The organism is Burkholderia sp. TSV86 (assembly GCF_001522865.1).
In the GTDB taxonomy this organism is placed as follows: domain Bacteria; phylum Pseudomonadota; class Gammaproteobacteria; order Burkholderiales; family Burkholderiaceae; genus Burkholderia.
This window is the reverse complement of sequence record NZ_LOWB01000106.1, coordinates 1-17,245: the sequence shown is the minus strand read 5'-3', so window position 1 is coordinate 17,245 and position 17,245 is coordinate 1. Positions and strand designations below refer to the sequence as shown.

The 17,245-nt window shown below is 62.9% G+C and carries 14 protein-coding genes; 3 read left to right on the top strand and 11 right to left on the bottom strand.

The genetic code is table 11. The annotated features are described in order from the left end of the window. Positions 1–34 precede the first annotated feature (34 nt). Complete coding sequence (locus WS68_RS19180) at positions 35–922, top strand: SDR family NAD(P)-dependent oxidoreductase (RefSeq protein WP_059572268.1); 888 nt, start codon at positions 35–37, stop codon at positions 920–922. A gap of 21 nt (positions 923–943) precedes the next feature. Here the strand turns inward: WS68_RS19180 and WS68_RS19175 are convergent, their stop codons facing one another. Next, the gene (locus WS68_RS19175) at positions 944–1,249 is read right to left on the bottom strand and encodes a VF_A0006 family four-cysteine protein (protein ID WP_059572252.1); all 306 of its coding nucleotides are present in this window, start codon (positions 1,247–1,249) and stop codon (positions 944–946) included. Positions 1,250–1,648: 399 nt separating this feature from the next. Between WS68_RS19175 and WS68_RS19170 the strand changes: the two genes are divergently transcribed. Beyond that, entirely contained in the window at positions 1,649–3,274 is a 1,626-nt protein-coding gene (locus WS68_RS19170; RefSeq protein WP_059572267.1) for an AMP-binding protein, read from the top strand. 51 nt (positions 3,275–3,325) lie between these two features. On the opposite strand, the gene WS68_RS19165 is transcribed toward WS68_RS19170, so the two are convergent. Together WS68_RS19165 and WS68_RS19160 are read right to left on the bottom strand one after the other, a co-directional pair. After that, complete coding sequence (locus WS68_RS19165; protein WP_059572251.1) at positions 3,326–4,306, bottom strand: D-2-hydroxyacid dehydrogenase; 981 nt, start codon at positions 4,304–4,306, stop codon at positions 3,326–3,328. A gap of 240 nt (positions 4,307–4,546) precedes the next feature. Then, positions 4,547–5,938 (bottom strand): pyridoxal phosphate-dependent decarboxylase family protein, encoded by a 1,392-nt coding sequence (locus WS68_RS19160; RefSeq protein ID WP_059572250.1) that lies wholly within the window; start codon positions 5,936–5,938, stop codon positions 4,547–4,549. A gap of 364 nt (positions 5,939–6,302) precedes the next feature. On the opposite strand from WS68_RS19160, the gene WS68_RS19155 reads away from it, so the two are divergent. Next, positions 6,303–6,920, top strand: coding sequence for a DJ-1/PfpI family protein (locus tag WS68_RS19155; RefSeq protein ID WP_059572249.1), 618 nt, complete (start codon positions 6,303–6,305; stop codon positions 6,918–6,920). Between the two features lie 38 nt (positions 6,921–6,958). Here WS68_RS19155 and WS68_RS19150 read toward each other — a convergent pair whose 3' ends face one another. From WS68_RS19150 to WS68_RS19115, 8 genes are all read right to left on the bottom strand, one after another. After that, positions 6,959–8,122: a serine hydrolase gene (locus tag WS68_RS19150; protein WP_059572248.1), complete on the bottom strand. Its 1,164-nt coding sequence runs from the start codon at positions 8,120–8,122 to the stop codon at positions 6,959–6,961. A 210-nt stretch (positions 8,123–8,332) separates the two neighbouring features. Further along, entirely contained in the window at positions 8,333–9,625 is a 1,293-nt protein-coding gene (locus WS68_RS19145) for an NAD(P)/FAD-dependent oxidoreductase (RefSeq protein ID WP_059572247.1), read from the bottom strand. Between the two features lie 45 nt (positions 9,626–9,670). Next, entirely contained in the window at positions 9,671–10,978 is a 1,308-nt protein-coding gene (locus tag WS68_RS19140) for an NAD(P)/FAD-dependent oxidoreductase (RefSeq protein WP_059572246.1), read from the bottom strand. A 119-nt stretch (positions 10,979–11,097) separates the two neighbouring features. Further along, positions 11,098–12,654 (bottom strand): DUF3138 family protein, encoded by a 1,557-nt coding sequence (locus WS68_RS19135; protein ID WP_059572245.1) that lies wholly within the window; start codon positions 12,652–12,654, stop codon positions 11,098–11,100. Between the two features lie 62 nt (positions 12,655–12,716). Beyond that, positions 12,717–13,646 (bottom strand): ABC transporter permease subunit, encoded by a 930-nt coding sequence (locus tag WS68_RS19130; protein WP_059572244.1) that lies wholly within the window; start codon positions 13,644–13,646, stop codon positions 12,717–12,719. After that, the gene (locus WS68_RS19125; protein WP_059572243.1) at positions 13,643–14,629 is read right to left on the bottom strand and encodes an ABC transporter permease subunit; all 987 of its coding nucleotides are present in this window, start codon (positions 14,627–14,629) and stop codon (positions 13,643–13,645) included. The genes WS68_RS19130 and WS68_RS19125 overlap by 4 nt, the downstream gene beginning before the upstream one ends. Continuing rightward, complete coding sequence (locus tag WS68_RS19120; RefSeq protein WP_059572266.1) at positions 14,626–15,780, bottom strand: ABC transporter ATP-binding protein; 1,155 nt, start codon at positions 15,778–15,780, stop codon at positions 14,626–14,628. Before WS68_RS19120 ends, WS68_RS19125 begins: the two co-directional genes overlap by 4 nt. 178 nt (positions 15,781–15,958) lie before the next feature. Then, positions 15,959–17,080, bottom strand: coding sequence for a polyamine ABC transporter substrate-binding protein (locus tag WS68_RS19115; RefSeq protein ID WP_059572242.1), 1,122 nt, complete (start codon positions 17,078–17,080; stop codon positions 15,959–15,961). Positions 17,081–17,245: the final 165 nt, after the last annotated feature.

Genomic DNA, 17,245 nt, shown 5'->3' with positions numbered 1-17,245 from the left:
CGCGATGGCGCCGCCGAGCCGGCAAGGAGAAAACATGGAAGAACTGGCTGGGAAGGTGGCGGTCATCACCGGGGCGGGTTCCGGGCTTGGCCGGGAGTTCGCGAACACGGCAGCGCGACTGGGCATGAAGCTTGTCCTCGCCGATGTGAATCGCGACGCGCTTGCCGCCACGGCCGATGCATTGCGCGCGCAGCGCGCGGAGCTTGTCGATCAGCAGACCGACGTCGGCGATGAACGGCAGGTGACGGCCCTTGCCGATGCGGCATACGCCGCGTATGGCGCGGTGCATCTGTTGTTCAACAATGCCGGTGTTGGTAGCGGCGGATTGATCTGGGAGGCGTCGGCCGACGAATGGCGCCGTGTGCTCGACGCCAATTTGTGGGGCGTGATTCACGGAATACGCGCGTTCGTTCCGCGAATGCTCGACGCGGCGCGCGGCGATGCCGGCTACCGTGCGCATATCGTCAACACCGCGTCGATGGCGGGGCTGGTCAATACGCCGCTCAGCGGCGTGTATAACGTGTCGAAGCATGCGGTCGTATCGCTGTCGGAGACACTTCATCACGATCTCGCGCTTGTCACGCAGCAAGTGCGCAGCTCGGTGCTATGCCCATTTTTCGTGCCGACCGGCATTGCCGAATCGATGAGCCGGCAGGCAGCGCAGCTGCGCACGCATTCGCAGCGGGTCGCCTATACGCTGATGGAGCGGGCGGTGAGCGCAGGACGCGTGACGGCGGCTCAACTCGCCGACGTGACGTTCGATGCGGTGCGGCGCGGCGATTTCTATATTTTTTCGCATCCGCATGCGCTCGACGGCGTGAGAGCGCGGCTGGGCGATATCGCCGATGCGCGCACGCCGAGCGATCCGTATGCCGCGCGGCCCGACGTGCGCGCGCAATTGGAGGCGGCGCTGCGGCGTTAGCCGCGGGCATGAAAACGGCAATCACATTTCGCCGCGACGGGAACAGACCGTCACGATTTGCTGGACCGCGAAGTTGTCCCTGACGCCCGGCAGCGCATCGACAAGGCATGCGTAATACGCGCGTTCGCGCGGCAGCAGCATTGCTGCGTTGCGGTACAGCTTATCGCACGCGTTTTGCAGCAGGCTTGCCGCCGCGCTGTTGCGGCTTTCGCGCAGGGTTTGCAGTACGCATTGATCGTATTGCGCCGCGCCGGCGTCATTCAGCGCCATCGCGGGCAGCGGTGTGACGAGCGCCATAGCAACCAGCGCTCGGGATATCCATGACATGGAGCCTCCCATTTTCCGATGAGCGGAGTTTCGTCTGACTTGTGATCCGGCCGGTGTGATGCATGCCACTGCTACCGCCTCGCGTAACATTGACCATTCTATCGCCCGCGTACCAGCGCGGTTGACCACTTTTGTCTAGAAAAATGGCCTGGATGGATATGGCTGCCTTTCGCCATTGTCCTTACGATGCAAGCAAGCAGGCCGTCCAGGGGCGGCGCGCACGGGAAAATGCCGGGAACGTCCATTCGCGTATCGGGATCGCTTTGCGGGTGTGTCTTCGCGGCGGCGCTGACGGATCGTCGATATGCGTTGCTTTTCCGATTGATTACGCCCCTGCCGCTTGCGCCGCGCGGGCGCCCGCCCGTCTTTTTTCATGATTCGAAGCAACGGAGCTGCAAGTTGAGCACGAAACCTTGGCTGGCCAGTTACGGAAACGTTCCCGAGACCATCGACGCAGATGCCTATCGTTCGATAACCCATTTGCTCGACGAGGCGATGCGAAAGTATGCGGCGCGGCCGGCATTCCGCTCGTTCGGACAAACGCTGACCTATGCGGATGTCGATCGCCTGTCGCGCGATCTCGCGGCTTACCTGCAGCAGCGGCTCGGCGTGCGCAAGGGCGACCGCGTTGCCGTGATGCTGCCGAACCTGCTGGCGTTTCCGATCGCATTGCTGGGCATCGCGCGGCTCGGCGCGGTGCAGGTGAACGTGAATCCGTTGTATACGGCTCGCGAACTCTCGCATCAACTCAACGACGCGGGTGCCGAAGTCCTGATCGTGTTTTCGGGAAGCACGCCGGTAATTGCCGACGTGCTGGGCGAGGTGCGGCTCAAGCACATTCTGACCGTGGGCGCCGGCGACGGCTCGCCGGCGGCGCTGCCGTCGCCGCCGGTGGATGAGCGTCTGCCGGATACGATCGCGTTTGCGCAAGCGCTTGCCGAAGGCGCGGCGCTGGCGTTCGAGCCGGCGAACGTGACGGGCGACGATCTGCTGTTCCTGCAATACACGGGCGGCACGACAGGCCTTTCGAAGGGCGCCGCGCTGACGCACCGCAACCTGGTGGCGAACACGCTGCAGTTCCGCGAGATGATGGCAGGACTCGTGTCTGAGGGGGACGAGGTGATCGTCACTGCGCTGCCGCTTTATCATGTGTTTGCGCTGACCGTGAACTTCATCACTTACTTCTCGATCGGCGGCGAGAATTGGCTGGTCGCCAATCCGCGCGACATCGCGGCGTTGATCGACGTGATCGCGCAGTCGAGGATGACGTCGTTCATGGGCGTCAACACGCTCTACGCCACGCTTGCGATGCAGCCGGCAATCAAGGACGTCGATTTTTCGCGATTGCGGCTGTCCGGCGGCGGCGGCTCCGCGATCTTGCCCACCACGTCTGCGCGCTGGCAGGAGGTCACCGGCACGTTCATTCGCGAGGGGTATGGGCTGTCCGAGACGAGTCCGGTCGTTTCGTTCAATCCGGCTTCGGCGACGAGCTTCACAGGCACGGTCGGGGTGCCGCTTTCGTCGACCGACGTCAAGTTGATCAAAGAAGACGGCAGCGAAGCCACGCTCGGCGAATCCGGCGAAATCTGCGTGAAAGGCCCGCAGGTGTTCTCCGGCTATTGGAATCAGCCCGAGGCAACCCGGCAGGTGTTCACGGCCGACGGCTATTTCCGCACGGGCGATATCGGTACATTCGACGAGCGCGGTTTTCTGCGCATCGTCGACCGTGTGAAGGACATGGTCATCGTGTCGGGTTTCAACGTCTATCCGAACGAGGTCGAGGCGGTGGCTGCGGCGTATCCGGGCGTCGCGGAGTGCGCATGCATCGGTGTGCCAAGCGACAAGACGGGCGAGGCGGTCAAGCTGTTCGTCGTGCCGTGCAAGGACGCGAGCCTGACTGAAGAGGCCGTGATCGAGCATTGCCGCAAGGAGCTTGCCGCCTACAAGGTGCCGAAATACGTTGCGTTCGTCGACGATCTGCCGAAATCGACGGTCGGTAAGATTCTGCGCCGTGAATTGCGTTAGCAGCAGGCGCAGCGCTCACCGGACGATACGCCGAATCTCGTTCGACGCGCGTCAGCCGGCCGTGACGACATGGGCCGGTTGGCCGTCGTGAAACGCGACGATGTTGTCGATCAACTGATCCGCGAGCGCTTGCATCGCTTCATCGCTGGCCCATGCGACGTGCGGCGTCAGAATGAAGCCGGGATGCGGCAGGATCGACTGGAAAGGATGCTCGGCCGGCAGCGGTTCCTGCGTGACAACGTCGAATCCGGCGCCTGAAATCACGCCGGATCGCAGCGCGTCGACAAGCGCTGCTTCGTCGACCAGCCCGCCGCGCGCCGTATTGATCAACAACGGTCGGCGCGCCATGCGCGCGAATGCGGCTGCGTCGATCAGGTGGCGGGTGGCTGGCGTGAGCGGGCAATGCAGCGAGATGATGTCGCTGTCGCGCAGCAGCGTGTCGAATGGCACGTAACCGGCCTCGGCGTCCCCGCGCGTTTTGTGGGCGGAAAACATGACGCGCAGCCCGAGTGCGCGCCCGATGCTCGCGACCGCGCGGCCGAGCGCGCCATCGCCGACGATACCCAGCGTGGAGCCTGCCAGATCCCGGATCGGAAAGTCGAAAAAGCAGAACTGGCCGGACTCCAGCCAACGGCCGGCTCTCACTGCGTCGCGGTACGCGACGAGGCTGCGCCGCAACGCAAAGATCAGTGCGAACGTGTGCTCCGGCACCGCATGCACGGCGTAGCCGCGGATGTTGCTGACGATGATGCCGCGCGCCGCGCAGGCGCTCAGATCGACATTGTCGGTGCCGGTTGCCGCGATCGCGACCATTCGCGCGCGTTGCGCGTGCGCGAGTGCTTGCGCGGTCAGCTTGACCTTGTTCGTGATGATGATGTCTGCATCGCGAATCCGTTCGGCCACTTCTTCGGGCGCGGTGCGCTCGAACGTCTGCAACGTGTGCGGGAATGGAATCGGCTTGAGGCGGATGTGCGGCGACAACGTCGCACGATCGAGAAACACGATCTTCAGCGCAGGGGATTGGGTGGACATAGGCAATGAGGCGAAGGTCGAAGGCGATGCGCGGGTGTAATGCAACGAACTGCCCGGCTTCCGTTGTGCTTGTTGCCGGTGCGTTGCCGTTTGGCGAGAGCAGGCCGAGCGTCCGTGGATTGTCCGCACGCGGCGTCGACCATGATAGCGGCGATGATGCGAATCGGCCATTGCGAAAGGCCGTTGCACGTCGCGGCGGCCGCTGTTCGGAGGATCGGCGCGGTGCGCGCGCCGTGCCGGTCACCCGAGCGCGCGCACGAGCGATTCGAAAATTCTTTCGACATCCTGCTCATTGGTGCGCCAGTTGCTGAACGCCGCGCGCAGCGCCCAGACGCCCGCATAAAAGGTCGGCGTGACGAACGTGTCTGCGCGGTCGCGCACCGCGCGCACGTATGCATTGATGCGCGTTTCGTCGGGCTGGCCGGCGAGTGTGAAGCACACGACGTTGACGCGCGTTGGCGCGAGCAGCGCGAAACCCGGATGCCCGGCAATCAGCCGGCTGAGCCGCTGCGCGAGCGCGATATTGCGGCGAACGATTTCCGCGTGCCCGTCGCGGCCATACGCGGCCAGCGCGAACCAGCTCGACAGCGCGCGCAGACGGCGAGAGTTTTCCGGCGTCAGATGGACGAAATCCGGGTTGCCGGCAGGTGCGCCGAGATAGGCGGCGCTATTCTGAAACACGCGTATTTGCAGATCGCGACGGCGGCTGAATTGCACGGCGGCATCATAGGGCACGTTCAGCCATTTATGCAGATCGATGCAGATCGAGTCGGCCGCGTCGAGCCCTTCCATGAGCGATGCGTGTTGCGGCGATAGCGCGGCGAATGCGCCGAACGCCGCGTCGACATGCAGCCAGAACGGGTAGCGCGAACGCAGCGCCGCGATCGCGGGCAGCGCATCGTAGTCGACCGTGTTGACGGTGCCTGCGTTCGCGACGACGATCGCCGGCGCACCGTCGAGGCGTGTGAGCGCTGCTTCCAACGCATCGACGTCGACGGCTTCGCGCTCTTTCAGCGTCGGAACCTTCTGTACCGCGCGACGGCCGACGCCGAGCACCGATAATGCCTTATAGATGCTCGAATGCGGCGTGCCCGACAGCACCCGCACGGGCGGCAACGCGCCGACGCCGTCTTCCGAGACGTTCACCGGATGTGGCGCGCGTTCGCCGAGCCACTCGCGGCCGATGGCGAGGCCGACCAAGTTCGACATGGTCGCGCCGGTGACGAGCACGCCTTGCTGTGCGTCGGACAAGCCGAACAATGCACGCAGCCGCGCGACGGTTTCGCGTTCGAAGTCCGGCGCCGCGCTATCGATACCGGCGGTCGGATTTTGATCGTAGATACTCGTCAGCCAATCTCCCGCAATCGCCGCGGGCGTTGCGCCGCCCGTCACGAAGCCGAGGTAGCGTGCGCCGGCGCTGCCGGAAAAGCCGGGCGCCCAGCGCGTCAGGAAGTCGTCGAGCGCGGCGTCGAAGCCTAGGCCATGTTCGGGCAGCGGCGCCGGCGTGACAGGCGATGGCGCGAGCGCCGCAGGCCGCTCGTCGAGGTGTGCAAGCATGTCGAGCGCATGCGCGAGCGTTCGCGACAGGACGTTTTCGATGCCGGCGAGATCGTGAGAGAGTGTGGCGTCCATGCTTGGTGTTCTTGGGCGAATGAGGTTGACGGAAGAGACGGGTTCAGCGCAGTGTGGGTATCGCGGCTGTCGCATGTGCCTTGACGCGATTGCTGCCGGGCGGAGCCGAGTCGGGAGCGTCGGCGCGCGGGTATGTCGACACGGCTGGAATCGCACGTTGCCGGCGGCGGATGCAGCTGCGCGCGTTCAGGAGGATGCCATCCAGCCGAACTATCGCAGATAGAACGGTTGGCCGAGCGAATTTCCCCTGTTTGGCGCATGGTTGTCGCGGAATAACGCTCCGGGAGCACACGATAATGTGAAATACACCGCATTCGGTTTCCGCTTGTTATTTCGCTGACAAAAATACAGAAGGCATGTCCCCATGCATATCGCTATCCTGACGTTCGACGGCTTCAACGAGCTCGATTCGTTTATCGCGCTCGGTATCCTCAACCGCGTGAAGAAGCCGGGCTGGCGCGTATCGATCGCGAGTCCTGCTGCAAGGATCACGTCGATGAACGGCGTGACGATCGAAGCTCAGGCGTCGCTTGCCGATGCTTGCCACGCTGATGCAGTGATCATCGGCAGTGGTGTGCGAACGCGGGAAGTGGCCGCCGATGCCGAACTGATTGGGCAATTGCGGCTCGATGCGTCGCGGCAACTGCTGGGTGCGCAGTGTTCCGGCACGCTGATTCTCGCGAAGCTCGGGTTGCTCGACGGCGTGCCGGCATGTACCGATCTAACGACGAAGCCGTGGGTGCGGGAAGCTGGCGTCGAGGTACTGGATCAGCCTTTCTTTTCGCGCGGCAACGTGGCCACCGCTGGTGGCTGTCTGGCGTCCCATTACCTCGCGGCATGGGTGATTGCGCGTCTCGAAGGGCTAGACGAGGCACAAAAGGCGATTCACTATGTCGCGCCGGTGGGCGAGAAGGACGATTACGTATCGCGCGCGATCGCGAACATCGCGCCGTTTCTGAGCCAGGCTGCGGCCGCGGCCTGAGCGAAGGATAGACGGCCGCTCGAGGGCGGCGGCAGCGTTCAGCCGCCGCTTGCCGATGCGTCGGCTTGCGTCGCAACAGGAAGGGTGCCCGACGTCAGCATCGTGCGCAGTCGCGCGGCATCGAAGAAATCGGCATGCCGGCGGCCGGAATCAAGCAGCACCATCACGACCGGACGGCTGTCGATCGTCGTCTGCATGACGAGGCAGATGCCCGATTCCTTGATATAACCCGTCTTCTGCACACCGATGTCCCAGTCGCCGTCACGCACCAGCGCATTCGTGCTGCGGTAGTAGAGCACGCCTTGGCCGGTGTCCACTTCGTAGTCGACATCAGTCGAATACTGGCGGATCAACGGATACTGGTAGGCCGCATTGACCATTTTCGCCAGATCCCGCGCGGTCGATACGTTGTATTTCGACAGGCCGGCCGGATTCTCGAAGTGCGTGTCGACCATGCCCAGTTCGCGAGCCTTGCGGTTCATCGCGTCGATGAACGCTTCGCGGCCGCCGGGATAGTAACGCGACAGTGCCGCGGCCGCGCGATTCTCCGAGGCCATCAGCGCAATGTGCAGCATGTCGTTGCGGGTCAGTGTCGAGCCGATCGACAGGCGTGAACTCGTGAATTTTTCCTGGTCGCGATCGTCGTCGGTGACTTCGAGCAACTCGTCGAGCGGCGCTTTCGAATCGAGCACGACCATGGCGGTCATCAGCTTCGTGATCGACGCGATCGGCGTGACCGTCTGTGAATTCTTGTCGAACAACGCTTCGCCGGTGCTCTGATCGATCATGTAGACGATGTTCGAATGCAGACCGAACGGCAGCGATTCGTCTTCCGAATCGAGCGGGCGGGCGGCCAGCGCGTGGCGCGGCGTGAATGCGGCCCGGCGGACGATACCGGCTGGCTTGTCATGCCGCGCATTCGAGTGGCGGGCGGTGGATGGCGTGGTTGCGAGCACTCGCGCTGTGGGCATCGGCCGGCCGGGTTCGCGATGAAAACTGGCTTGCTTGATCGATGCGTTGGCCGGTGCTTTGCCTCGTGCGGACGCGGCCAGGCGATGCTTGGTTCCTGGCGTGCCGGCATGCGCGGCAAGCGGCGAAATAACGAGCGCCGACGCCGCGGCGACCGGCAATGCTGCCCGTTTCGACGTGCGAAGAATGAATCCGCATAGCGCTTTCAATGCGGAAAACGGAGTCGTTTCCATGGGGCCCCATTTGTCGAACTGTCGAACCGAGCTTTGGAACGATTATAGTAACCGGTCATTAGGTTAGCAATTACAAAGGCATAGGAAAGATTTCTCATCCGGATTGTTCAATTCCGGAATAGCGGCTTTATTCTTGCTGTTTTAGGCGGATATGTGGCGCGCGCCGGTTATTACGGCATCCCTATTATCGAGTGGACGTGCCGCGTTGCATCAAATCCAGTCCCGCATCCGATACCACGCCATCGCCAGCACGAGCGCGGGCGTTCTGAACGCCGCTCCGCCAGGGAAGTCGCGATGGCGGATCTTCGCGAACAGATCGAAGCGTGCAGCCTGCCCGTCGATTGCTTCGGCGATCAGCTTGCCGGCGAGCCCAGTCGTGTTGACACCGTGGCCGGAAAAACCTTGTGCGAAATAGACGGTTGGCGACAGTCGGCCGAAATGCGGCGCGCGATTCATCGTAATGTCCACGAAGCCGCCCCACGCATGTTCGATTTTCGCGTCGGCGAGCTGCGGAAATGTTTTCAGCATGTCCTTGCGCATTGCTTGGCCGAGGTTGTGCGGCTCGAGCGTCGAATAGCTGACCTTGCCGCCCCAAAGAAGCCGCGTATCGGAACTCAGGCGAAAATAATCGAGCACGAACCGGCTGTCGCAGACCGCCGCCCGCGCCGGCATCAGTGCGCTTGCACGCGCTTCGCCGAGCGGCTCGGTCGCGATGACGTAGGTGCCGACGGGCATGATCTTGCGCGCGAGCGACGGCGCGAGCGCGCCGAGAAATACGTTGCAGCCGAGCACTACGAACTTCGCGCGCACGGCGCCGCGTGCCGTCGATACGACATGGCCGCCGTACTCGTCCGAGATGCGCGTCACGCAGCTATTCTCGAAAATCCGCGCGCCGCTCTGAACGGCCGCGCGCGCGAGCCCGAGCGTGTAGTTCAATGGATGCAGGTGGCCGCTATCCGGATCGAAAAGACCGCCGAGATAGCGGGACGATTGCACGTAGCGCGGCAGTTCGTCCCGCTCGACGTAGCGCAGGCGGTCGTAGCCGAAGCGCCGTGCGGCATCGTCGCGCCAGCGCCGCAGCGCATCGACGTCGCGTGGTTTGTTCGCAGCGCTCAGATAGCCGAGCGTGAGCGCGCAGTCGATCGAATGTTTCGTGACGCGCGTTTTGACGATATCGAGCGTCTCAAGCCCCATGTTCCAGATCTGCCGGAGTTCTTCGTTGCTCACATAGGGCGCGAATGTATCGATGTCGCACGCGTAGCCGCCGATCAACTGTCCGCCATTGCGCCCGCTCGCCGCCCAGCCGACCTTCGACGCTTCGACCACCGCCACCGAATAGCCGCGCTCGGCGAGATCGAGCGCGGCCGACAGGCCGGTCAGGCCGGCGCCGATCACGCAGACGTCGGCATCGATCGAGCCTTCGAGCGACGGATGGCGGGTTGTGTCGTTGAGGGTTGCGGTGTAGTACGAATCGGCGTGAGGCTGGTTGGCAAACTTGAGCATGACGAAAGAAAGGAGACCGGTTGGGATGGCGAAGGCTCGGTTGAATCAGGTCAGCAGCTCGCGCACCTGGTGATACAGCATGCCGAGTTCAAGCGCGGGTTGACGCCATGCGGCTCCGCCGGGAAAGCGGCGGTGCCGCAGCCGCGCGAACAGATCGAACGCACGTGAATCGCCCGCGATCGCGTTTGCGATCATCCGCCCCGCGATGCCGGTGAGGGCGACGCCGTGTCCGCTGAAGCCTTGTAGATAGTAGTAGTTCGAATCGATTGCGCCGAAGTCGGGAGCACGATTACGCGTTACGTCGACGAAGCCGCCCCATGCGAAGTCGACGCGAACGTCGGCAAGCTGCGGGAACACGCCCACCATCCGCCGACGGATCGCCTCGGCGAGCATGTCGGGCGAAACGCCCGCCGAGCTTGCGCGGCCGCCGAACAGCATCCGGTGGTCGGCGGACAGCCGGAAGTAATCGAGGAAGAAATTGTTGTCGCACACAGCTTCACGATGCGTGATCAGCGCGTCCGCACGCGCCTGGCCGAGTGGCTCGGTCGCGATGATGTAAGACGCGATCGGCGCGATGCGCGCGGCGATCGCGTCGGGCAGCACCCCGCCGGGGCCGGTGTTGCCGCATACGACGACATGTCGGCAACGCACTTTGCCCGCCGGCGTGCGCACGACGGGCCGTGCGCCGCGCACGATCTCGATCGCGCTCGTGTGCGCGAACAGCATCACGCCTTCGCGCCGGGCGGCGCCGGCAAGGCCGAGGCAATATTTGAGCGGATGCAGGTGGCCGGACAGCGGATCATAGACGCCGGATAGATAGCGCGGCGACGCGATGCGCGTGCGGATCGCACCGGCGTCGAGCCATTCGAGCGAAGGGTGGCCCCAGCGCGATGCCGCACGTTCCATCCAGTCGCGTAGTTCCGGGACGCGGCGTGGCTTCGTCGCGACAGTCAAATAGCCGCGGGTGAAATCGCAATCGATTCCGTAGCGTGCGATCCGCTCGCCGACGAGCGCGACGCCGTCGATCGACAATGCCCAGGCGGCGCGCGCGCCTTCAGCACCAAGCTGTCGCTCGATTTCGCCGTCCTTGGCAAAGCCGGTAATCATCTGGCCGCCGTTTCTGCCGGATGCGCCCCATCCCGGCCGATAAGCTTCGAGCACGGCGACCGACATGCCATGCGCGCGGCACTCGAGCGCCGTCGACAGACCGGCAAAGCCGGCGCCGATCACGCAGACGTCGACGTCGAGCGCGCCGGCAAGCGCCGGATCGTCGCGGGCCGGGCGTTGGACCGTGGCCTCGTAGTACGAGCGGCGAACGAGTGCATCGGAGCGGCTGGCGAAAGTGCTGGTCATTGGAAGGGCAGCTTCAAGGGGTGCTATTGTCGCACCGCGACGGGCGGACGCGGTGCGCGCTTTTCGGGCAAAATCCCGGCAAACCAAGCAAGCGACGCACGCCTCGCTTGCAACGGGCGTCAGAACGAATAGATGAACTGCGTTGCCAGCAGATCGTTTGATTTGCCATACGAACCGTCGTTTTTCAGGAAGACGCTCTTGTTTGCCCAGTCGTGCCGGTATTCGACCTTCACGATGATTTGCTGGGTCGGATAGAACAGCAGATCGAGTGCGACGTCCTGACGGTTCGCGCCCTTGCATTCGAATCCGAGCCCGCCGTTCGCCTTGGATGTGGCGAGGCAATTCGCATCGATGCCGAAGCCGTCGGCAGTGTCGATCCCGTTGCCGTTTAGCACGATACCGCCGCCGCCGCCGCCGTTCTTGCTGTTCGCGAGGAAGTCGTAACGCAGTGTCGCGCCCACGCGGCCGACTACTGGCAGGTTGAACTTGCGGTGTGCGAGCAGCGACACGCCATACCATTGCGCCTTGCCGCCATTGAACGCCGCATGCTGCTGCTGGCCGTAATCGATTTCCGCGTTGTACTGAATATCTGCGAGCGTGTAGGTTGCGTCCGCTTCGGCGAAGAAGAACGTGCCGTATGGGCTGCCGGCCTGGCCGCCGGGGCCGTAGACGACACCGCCTGACGGCGTCGCCGCGCTCGCGAGCGTCTGCCGGCCGATGTTGAACGAGCCGCCTATGTTGAGCGCGCTCGACCAGGTATAGTCGACGCGCGACGTGAACGTCGGCACGCGGTTGCTCGTCGTGATCGGATCACCGAACGCGTTGGTGCCCGTCTGCGTCACCGCGCCGTATGTATGGTACTGCTCGTTGCCGAGCAGGAATTTCCATGCCCAGTTGCCTTTCGTGTAATTCGCGCCGACACCGATGTAGCTGCCGGGGTCCGAGAAGTCGTACAGCAGGTTGTGCGTGAGCGTCAGCATCTGGTTCGACTGCTGGACTTCGTAGCCTCCAAAGCTCGGCATCAGGCCGGCCACGAGTGTCGTCGTGGACGTGAGCGGTACGTTGACGACCGCTGTGTTGAGAATGTTGTTGCCGATGTTGCTGCGTGAGTTTTGCAGCAGCGTGATGCCGTTGCCACGGTTCGGCATCAGCGTGAGTTCCGCCGATGGCGCCATCGGTCCGACGCCGAAGGTCTTCTTGATGTCGAGATACAGGTCGCCGAACGTGCTGTTGAAGTAGTTATAGTTGCTCTCGTGATTCGCGAACAGGAACGAAGACGTGCTCGCAGCGCGGTTGAATATGTAGGTCGGATCGATATAGCCGGTGACCGACAAGCCTGCGATAGGCCCAGTGCTTGCTGCATCGGTCAGCGTATCGACCTTCAGTTGCTGGTTCGCGATCTGCTGTTTCATTTGCGAGACGTCATCGTTGGTCAGTGCGGCGGGTGCCTTGCCCCAGTCCGGCGACGATTCGTCGGCGGGTTTCGATGCGGCCGCCGTCGCCGTCGTGCCGGTTGCGCTTTTTTGCGATGCAAGCTCGGTTTGCAGTTGCTTTACCTGCGCCTGCAGCGCATTCAGTTGCGCCTGCATGGCCTTGAGCTGCGCGCTCGTCGATGCGGCGCCCGCGAGGCCGGGTAGCGACCCGGCCACGAGCAGGCAGATGAGTTTCATTTTCATGCGGGATCTCCAATTGATCATGCTGCCAAAGATATCTGCCTGCGTTCGGACGCCGGACGAACTCACGCCGCGCCGAGTGTTTTTTTCGATGTCGTTGTTTGTGGCGCGATCGCGCCTGAGCCCAGCCTTCCGGCGTCAGTCGTGTCCGGCGTCATGGCTTGGGCGAACGCCTCGCACATGTCGCGCTCGCGGCGCCGCTCGCGGCTGAGCATGACTTGGTTCACGACGATCACGCCAATCGTGACAGCCGTGATGAAGAGCGTGGCAAGCGCATTCATTTCCGGATTCAGGCCGAGGCGCACGCGCGAGAACACCACGAGCGGCAACGTCGTCGAACCGGGGCCGGACAGGAACGCGGACAGCACGAGATCGTCGATCGACAGCGTGAACGACAACAGCCACCCCGACAGCAGCGCTTGCGAGATCAACGGCAGCGTGACGACGAAAAACACCTTGAGCGGCGTTGCGCCGAGATCGAGCGCCGCTTCTTCGAGCGACTTGTTCAGCTCTTTCACACGCGACTGGACGATGATCGCGACATACGACACGCACAGCATCACGTGGCCGATCCAGATCGTCGCGATGCCGCGCCCTTTCGGCCAACCGAGCATCTGCTCAAGTGCGACGAACAACAGCAGCAGCGAGATTCCCTGAATCACCTCAGGGATCACGAGCGGCGCGTTGATCATTCCGGTGTACAGCGTGAAGCCGCGAAAGCGGCCGAAGCGCGCGAGCACGAAGCCCGCCCAGGTGCCGATGATGACCGACGCGAACGCGGTCATCATCGCGACCTTCAGCGACAGCCATGCGCTCGCGAGCAGCTCGTCATCCTGGAGCAGCGCGCCGTACCACTTGAGCGAAAAGCAGGACCAGACGGTGACGAGCTTCGATTCGTTAAACGAATAGACGACGAGGCTGATGATCGGGATATAGAGGAACAGGAAGCCGCACGTCAGCACGGTGGCGGAAAGCGGTTTGCTGGGCTTGATCATCTTGCGTCCTCCAGTTCCTTGACCTGGTAGTACTGGAATACGGCCATCGGCACGAGCAGCAGCAGCACCATCGCGACCGTCACGGCCGATGCCATCGGCCAGTCCATGTTGTTGAAAAACTCGTCCCACATCACGCGGCCGATCATCAGCGTGTCCGCGCCGCCGAGCAGTTCGGGGATCACGTATTCGCCGACAGCCGGAATGAATACGAGCAGGCTGCCCGCGATGATCCCGTTCTTGGACAGCGGCAGCGTGATCTGCGCGAATGCGACCCATGGTTTCGCGCCGAGATCGTAGGCGGCCTCGAGCAGCGTCAGATCCATCTTCACGAGATGCGCATAGAGCGGCATCACCATGAACGGCAGATAGGAATAGACCATGCCGATGTAGACGCCCGCATCGGTGTGATAGAGCCGCAGCGGCGTGTGAATGATGCCGAGCGCGATCAGCGCATGATTCAGCAGCCCATCGTCCTTTAGGATGCCAATCCATGCATACACACGGATCAGAAACGACGTCCAAAACGGCAGCATCACGCCCATCATCAGCAGGTTGCGTGTCGTAGGCGCGGAGCGTGCGATGTAATACGCGATCGGATAGCCGATCAACAGGCAGAACAGGGTCGATACCGCGGCCATCTTCAGCGAGCTGGCATAGGTTGCGATATAGAGGCTGTCGCGTAACAGGAACGTGTAATGGCTGAGTCGCAGCGCGATCTGCACGACACCGTCCTTGACGTCCGTTAGCGCGGTATAGGGTGGAATGCCCATCACCTGATCGGCGAAGCTGATCTTCAGCACCAGCACGAACGGCAGTGCGAAGAATACGGCGAGCCACAGAAACGGTACGCCGATCACGATGCTTCGGCCGGACGGCGCAAAGCGCGCCAGCAGGCGTTGGGCGAGTGTGCGGGCCGCAGACGGCGCGCGGGAGGCAGCGGTGGACGAAGCCGCCGCGAGCGGGGAGGGATTGGAAGTTCTCATTGCGTCAGCACCACGCCGCTTGCCGGCGACCAGGAGACGAACACGTCGTCGTTGTAGGCAGGCGCACCGTCATTCATCAGGTGCGAGCTGGACAGATTGGACACGACGATCTTGCCGCTCGGCAGACGCACGTGATACAGCGAATAGCTGCCCATGTACGCGACGTCGGTGACTACGCCGCGCGCCCAGTTGTGCGGCGTGCCGGGGCGCTCGTGCGATACGCGCACGTGCTCCGGGCGCACCGAGATACCCACCGGCATTCCGAGCGGGCCCGTCACGCCGTGGCTCACGTACATTCGCGTTTCGAGGTCCTCGCTTTCGACGAAAATGTGATCCGACTCATCCTCGACGACCACGCCCTCGAACAGGTTCGTCGAGCCGATGAATTCGGCGGAGAACCGGCTGTTCGGAAATTCATACACCTCGCTCGGCGTGCCGATCTGCACGATGCGGCCTTCGCTCATGACCGCGAGGCGGCTTGCCATCGTCATCGCCTCTTCCTGATCGTGCGTGACCATCACGCAGGTCACGTCGACTTTCTCGATGATGTTGACTAGCTCGAGCTGCGTCTTCTGACGGATTTTCTTGTCGAGCGCGGACATCGGCTCGTCGAGCAGCAGCAGCTTCGGCCGCTTGACGAGCGAGCGCGCAAGCGCGACCCGCTGCTGCTGGCCGCCGGAGAGCTGGTGAGGCTTGCGTTGCGCGTAACGGCCCATTTGCACGAGCGCGAGCGCGTCGGCCACGCGTTCGCGGATTTCGTTCTTCGGCGTGCCTTCCTGTTTCAGCCCAAACGCGACATTCGCTTCGACCGTCATATGAGGAAACAGCGCGTAAGACTGGAACATCATATTGACGGGGCGGCGGTACGGCGGCAACGTCGCGAGATCCTCGCCATCGACGAAGATCCGCCCGGACGTCGCGGTCTCGAAACCGGCGAGCATGCGCAACAGCGTGGACTTGCCGCAGCCGGAACTGCCGAGCAGGGCGAACAATTCATTTTTCGCGATCGACAGGTTGACGTTGTCGACCGCGGTGCTGTCGCCGAACTTCTTCACGACGTTTTCGATGCGGACGAAATGTTCGTTGCCGGCCGCCTTTGCGACCGTGGGGTGCGCCAGTTGCGCGGTATCGATTGAAGGCGTCGATTTCATGGTGTAGCCATCCTTCGTTTGGGATCGCAGGCATGAGTTCTCCCGCGCGATACGCATGTCGCGAATCGCGTAAGCACTGCGATCGGGATTTCATCGGGCCGCGCGCCTCAGGACGAACGCGCGGGCACCGTATTGCATGTTTCGGGCGGACGGCGCGTGAGCCACAGTCCGCCGCGGCTCAATGCCCCGTCTTCAACTGCGCCCACAGCCGGTTTTCGAGGCGCAGGATATCGGCCGGCACTGGCTGCATCAGCGTCATCTTCTTCAGCACCTCTTCCGGCGGGTAGACAGTCGTGTCTTGAGCGACGGCCGGTATGACGAATTGGCGAGCGGCCCGGTTCGCGGTGGGATAGAACACCTCGTTCGTGATCGCTGCGTTGACTTTCGGGTCCTCGATGTAATTGATCCATTTCAGTGCTTCCTCGGCGTGCGGCGCATCCTTCGGGATCACCATCACGTCGAACCAAAGAAGACCGCCTTCCTTCGGATTCGAGAATTTGATTTCATATGAACGTTTTGCCTCCAACGTCCGGCGGCGCGCGATGCCGATGTCGCCGGACCAGCCGAGCGCGACGCAGACGTCGTTGTTCGCAAGATCGTTGATATAGCCGGACGAGTTGAACTGCGTGATATAAGGCCTGACTTTTTTCAGGACTTCGAATGCTGCCTGATAGTCGGCCGGATTCGTGCTGTTCGGGCTTTTGCCCATGTATTGCAGCGTCGCGGCGAATACGTCCACGGCCTGATCGAGGAACGACACGCCGCAGCTCTTGAGTTTCGATACGTTTGCCGGGTCGAGCACGAGTGCCCAGCTATCGACGGGTGCGCTGTCGCCGAGCGCCTTCTTCACCGCCTGCACGTTGTAGCCGACGCCGTCGGTGCCGTATGCCCAAGGCACGCCATACTGGTTGCCCGGATCGGCCTCCGCGATCATCTTCATCAGCGTCGGGTCGAGATTTGACAGATTCGGCAGCTTCGATTTGTCGAGCTTCTGGTAAACGCCCGCCTGAATCTGCTTGGCCATGTAGTTCGACGTCGGCACGACGATGTCATAACCGGAGCTTCCCGCAAGCAGTTTCGCCTGCAGCGTGTCGTCGCTGTCGTAGTTGTCGTACTTGACGTGGACGCCTGTCTGCTTCTCGAAGTTCGGGATCGTGTCCTTTGCGATGTAGTCGGACCAGTTGTAGACGTTCAGTTCGGCGCCGACCGCTTGCGCGGCCGGAATCCACAGCGACGCGACGCCCGCCAGTGCGCCGAGCGCAGCACGCGCGACTGCGTGACGAAGATGGCTCACACTCATGTTGTTCCCCTGACTGAAGGTGGAAGAACGGCGCGCCGAGCGCCGCCCGTCCGATTGACAATGACGTTAGGCAAAACCCAGTTGCTGGGCCGTCGCATCGATCGCGCGCTTCGCCTTCTCGACCAGTTCGTCGATTTCGGGCTTGGAGATGACGAGCGGCGGCGA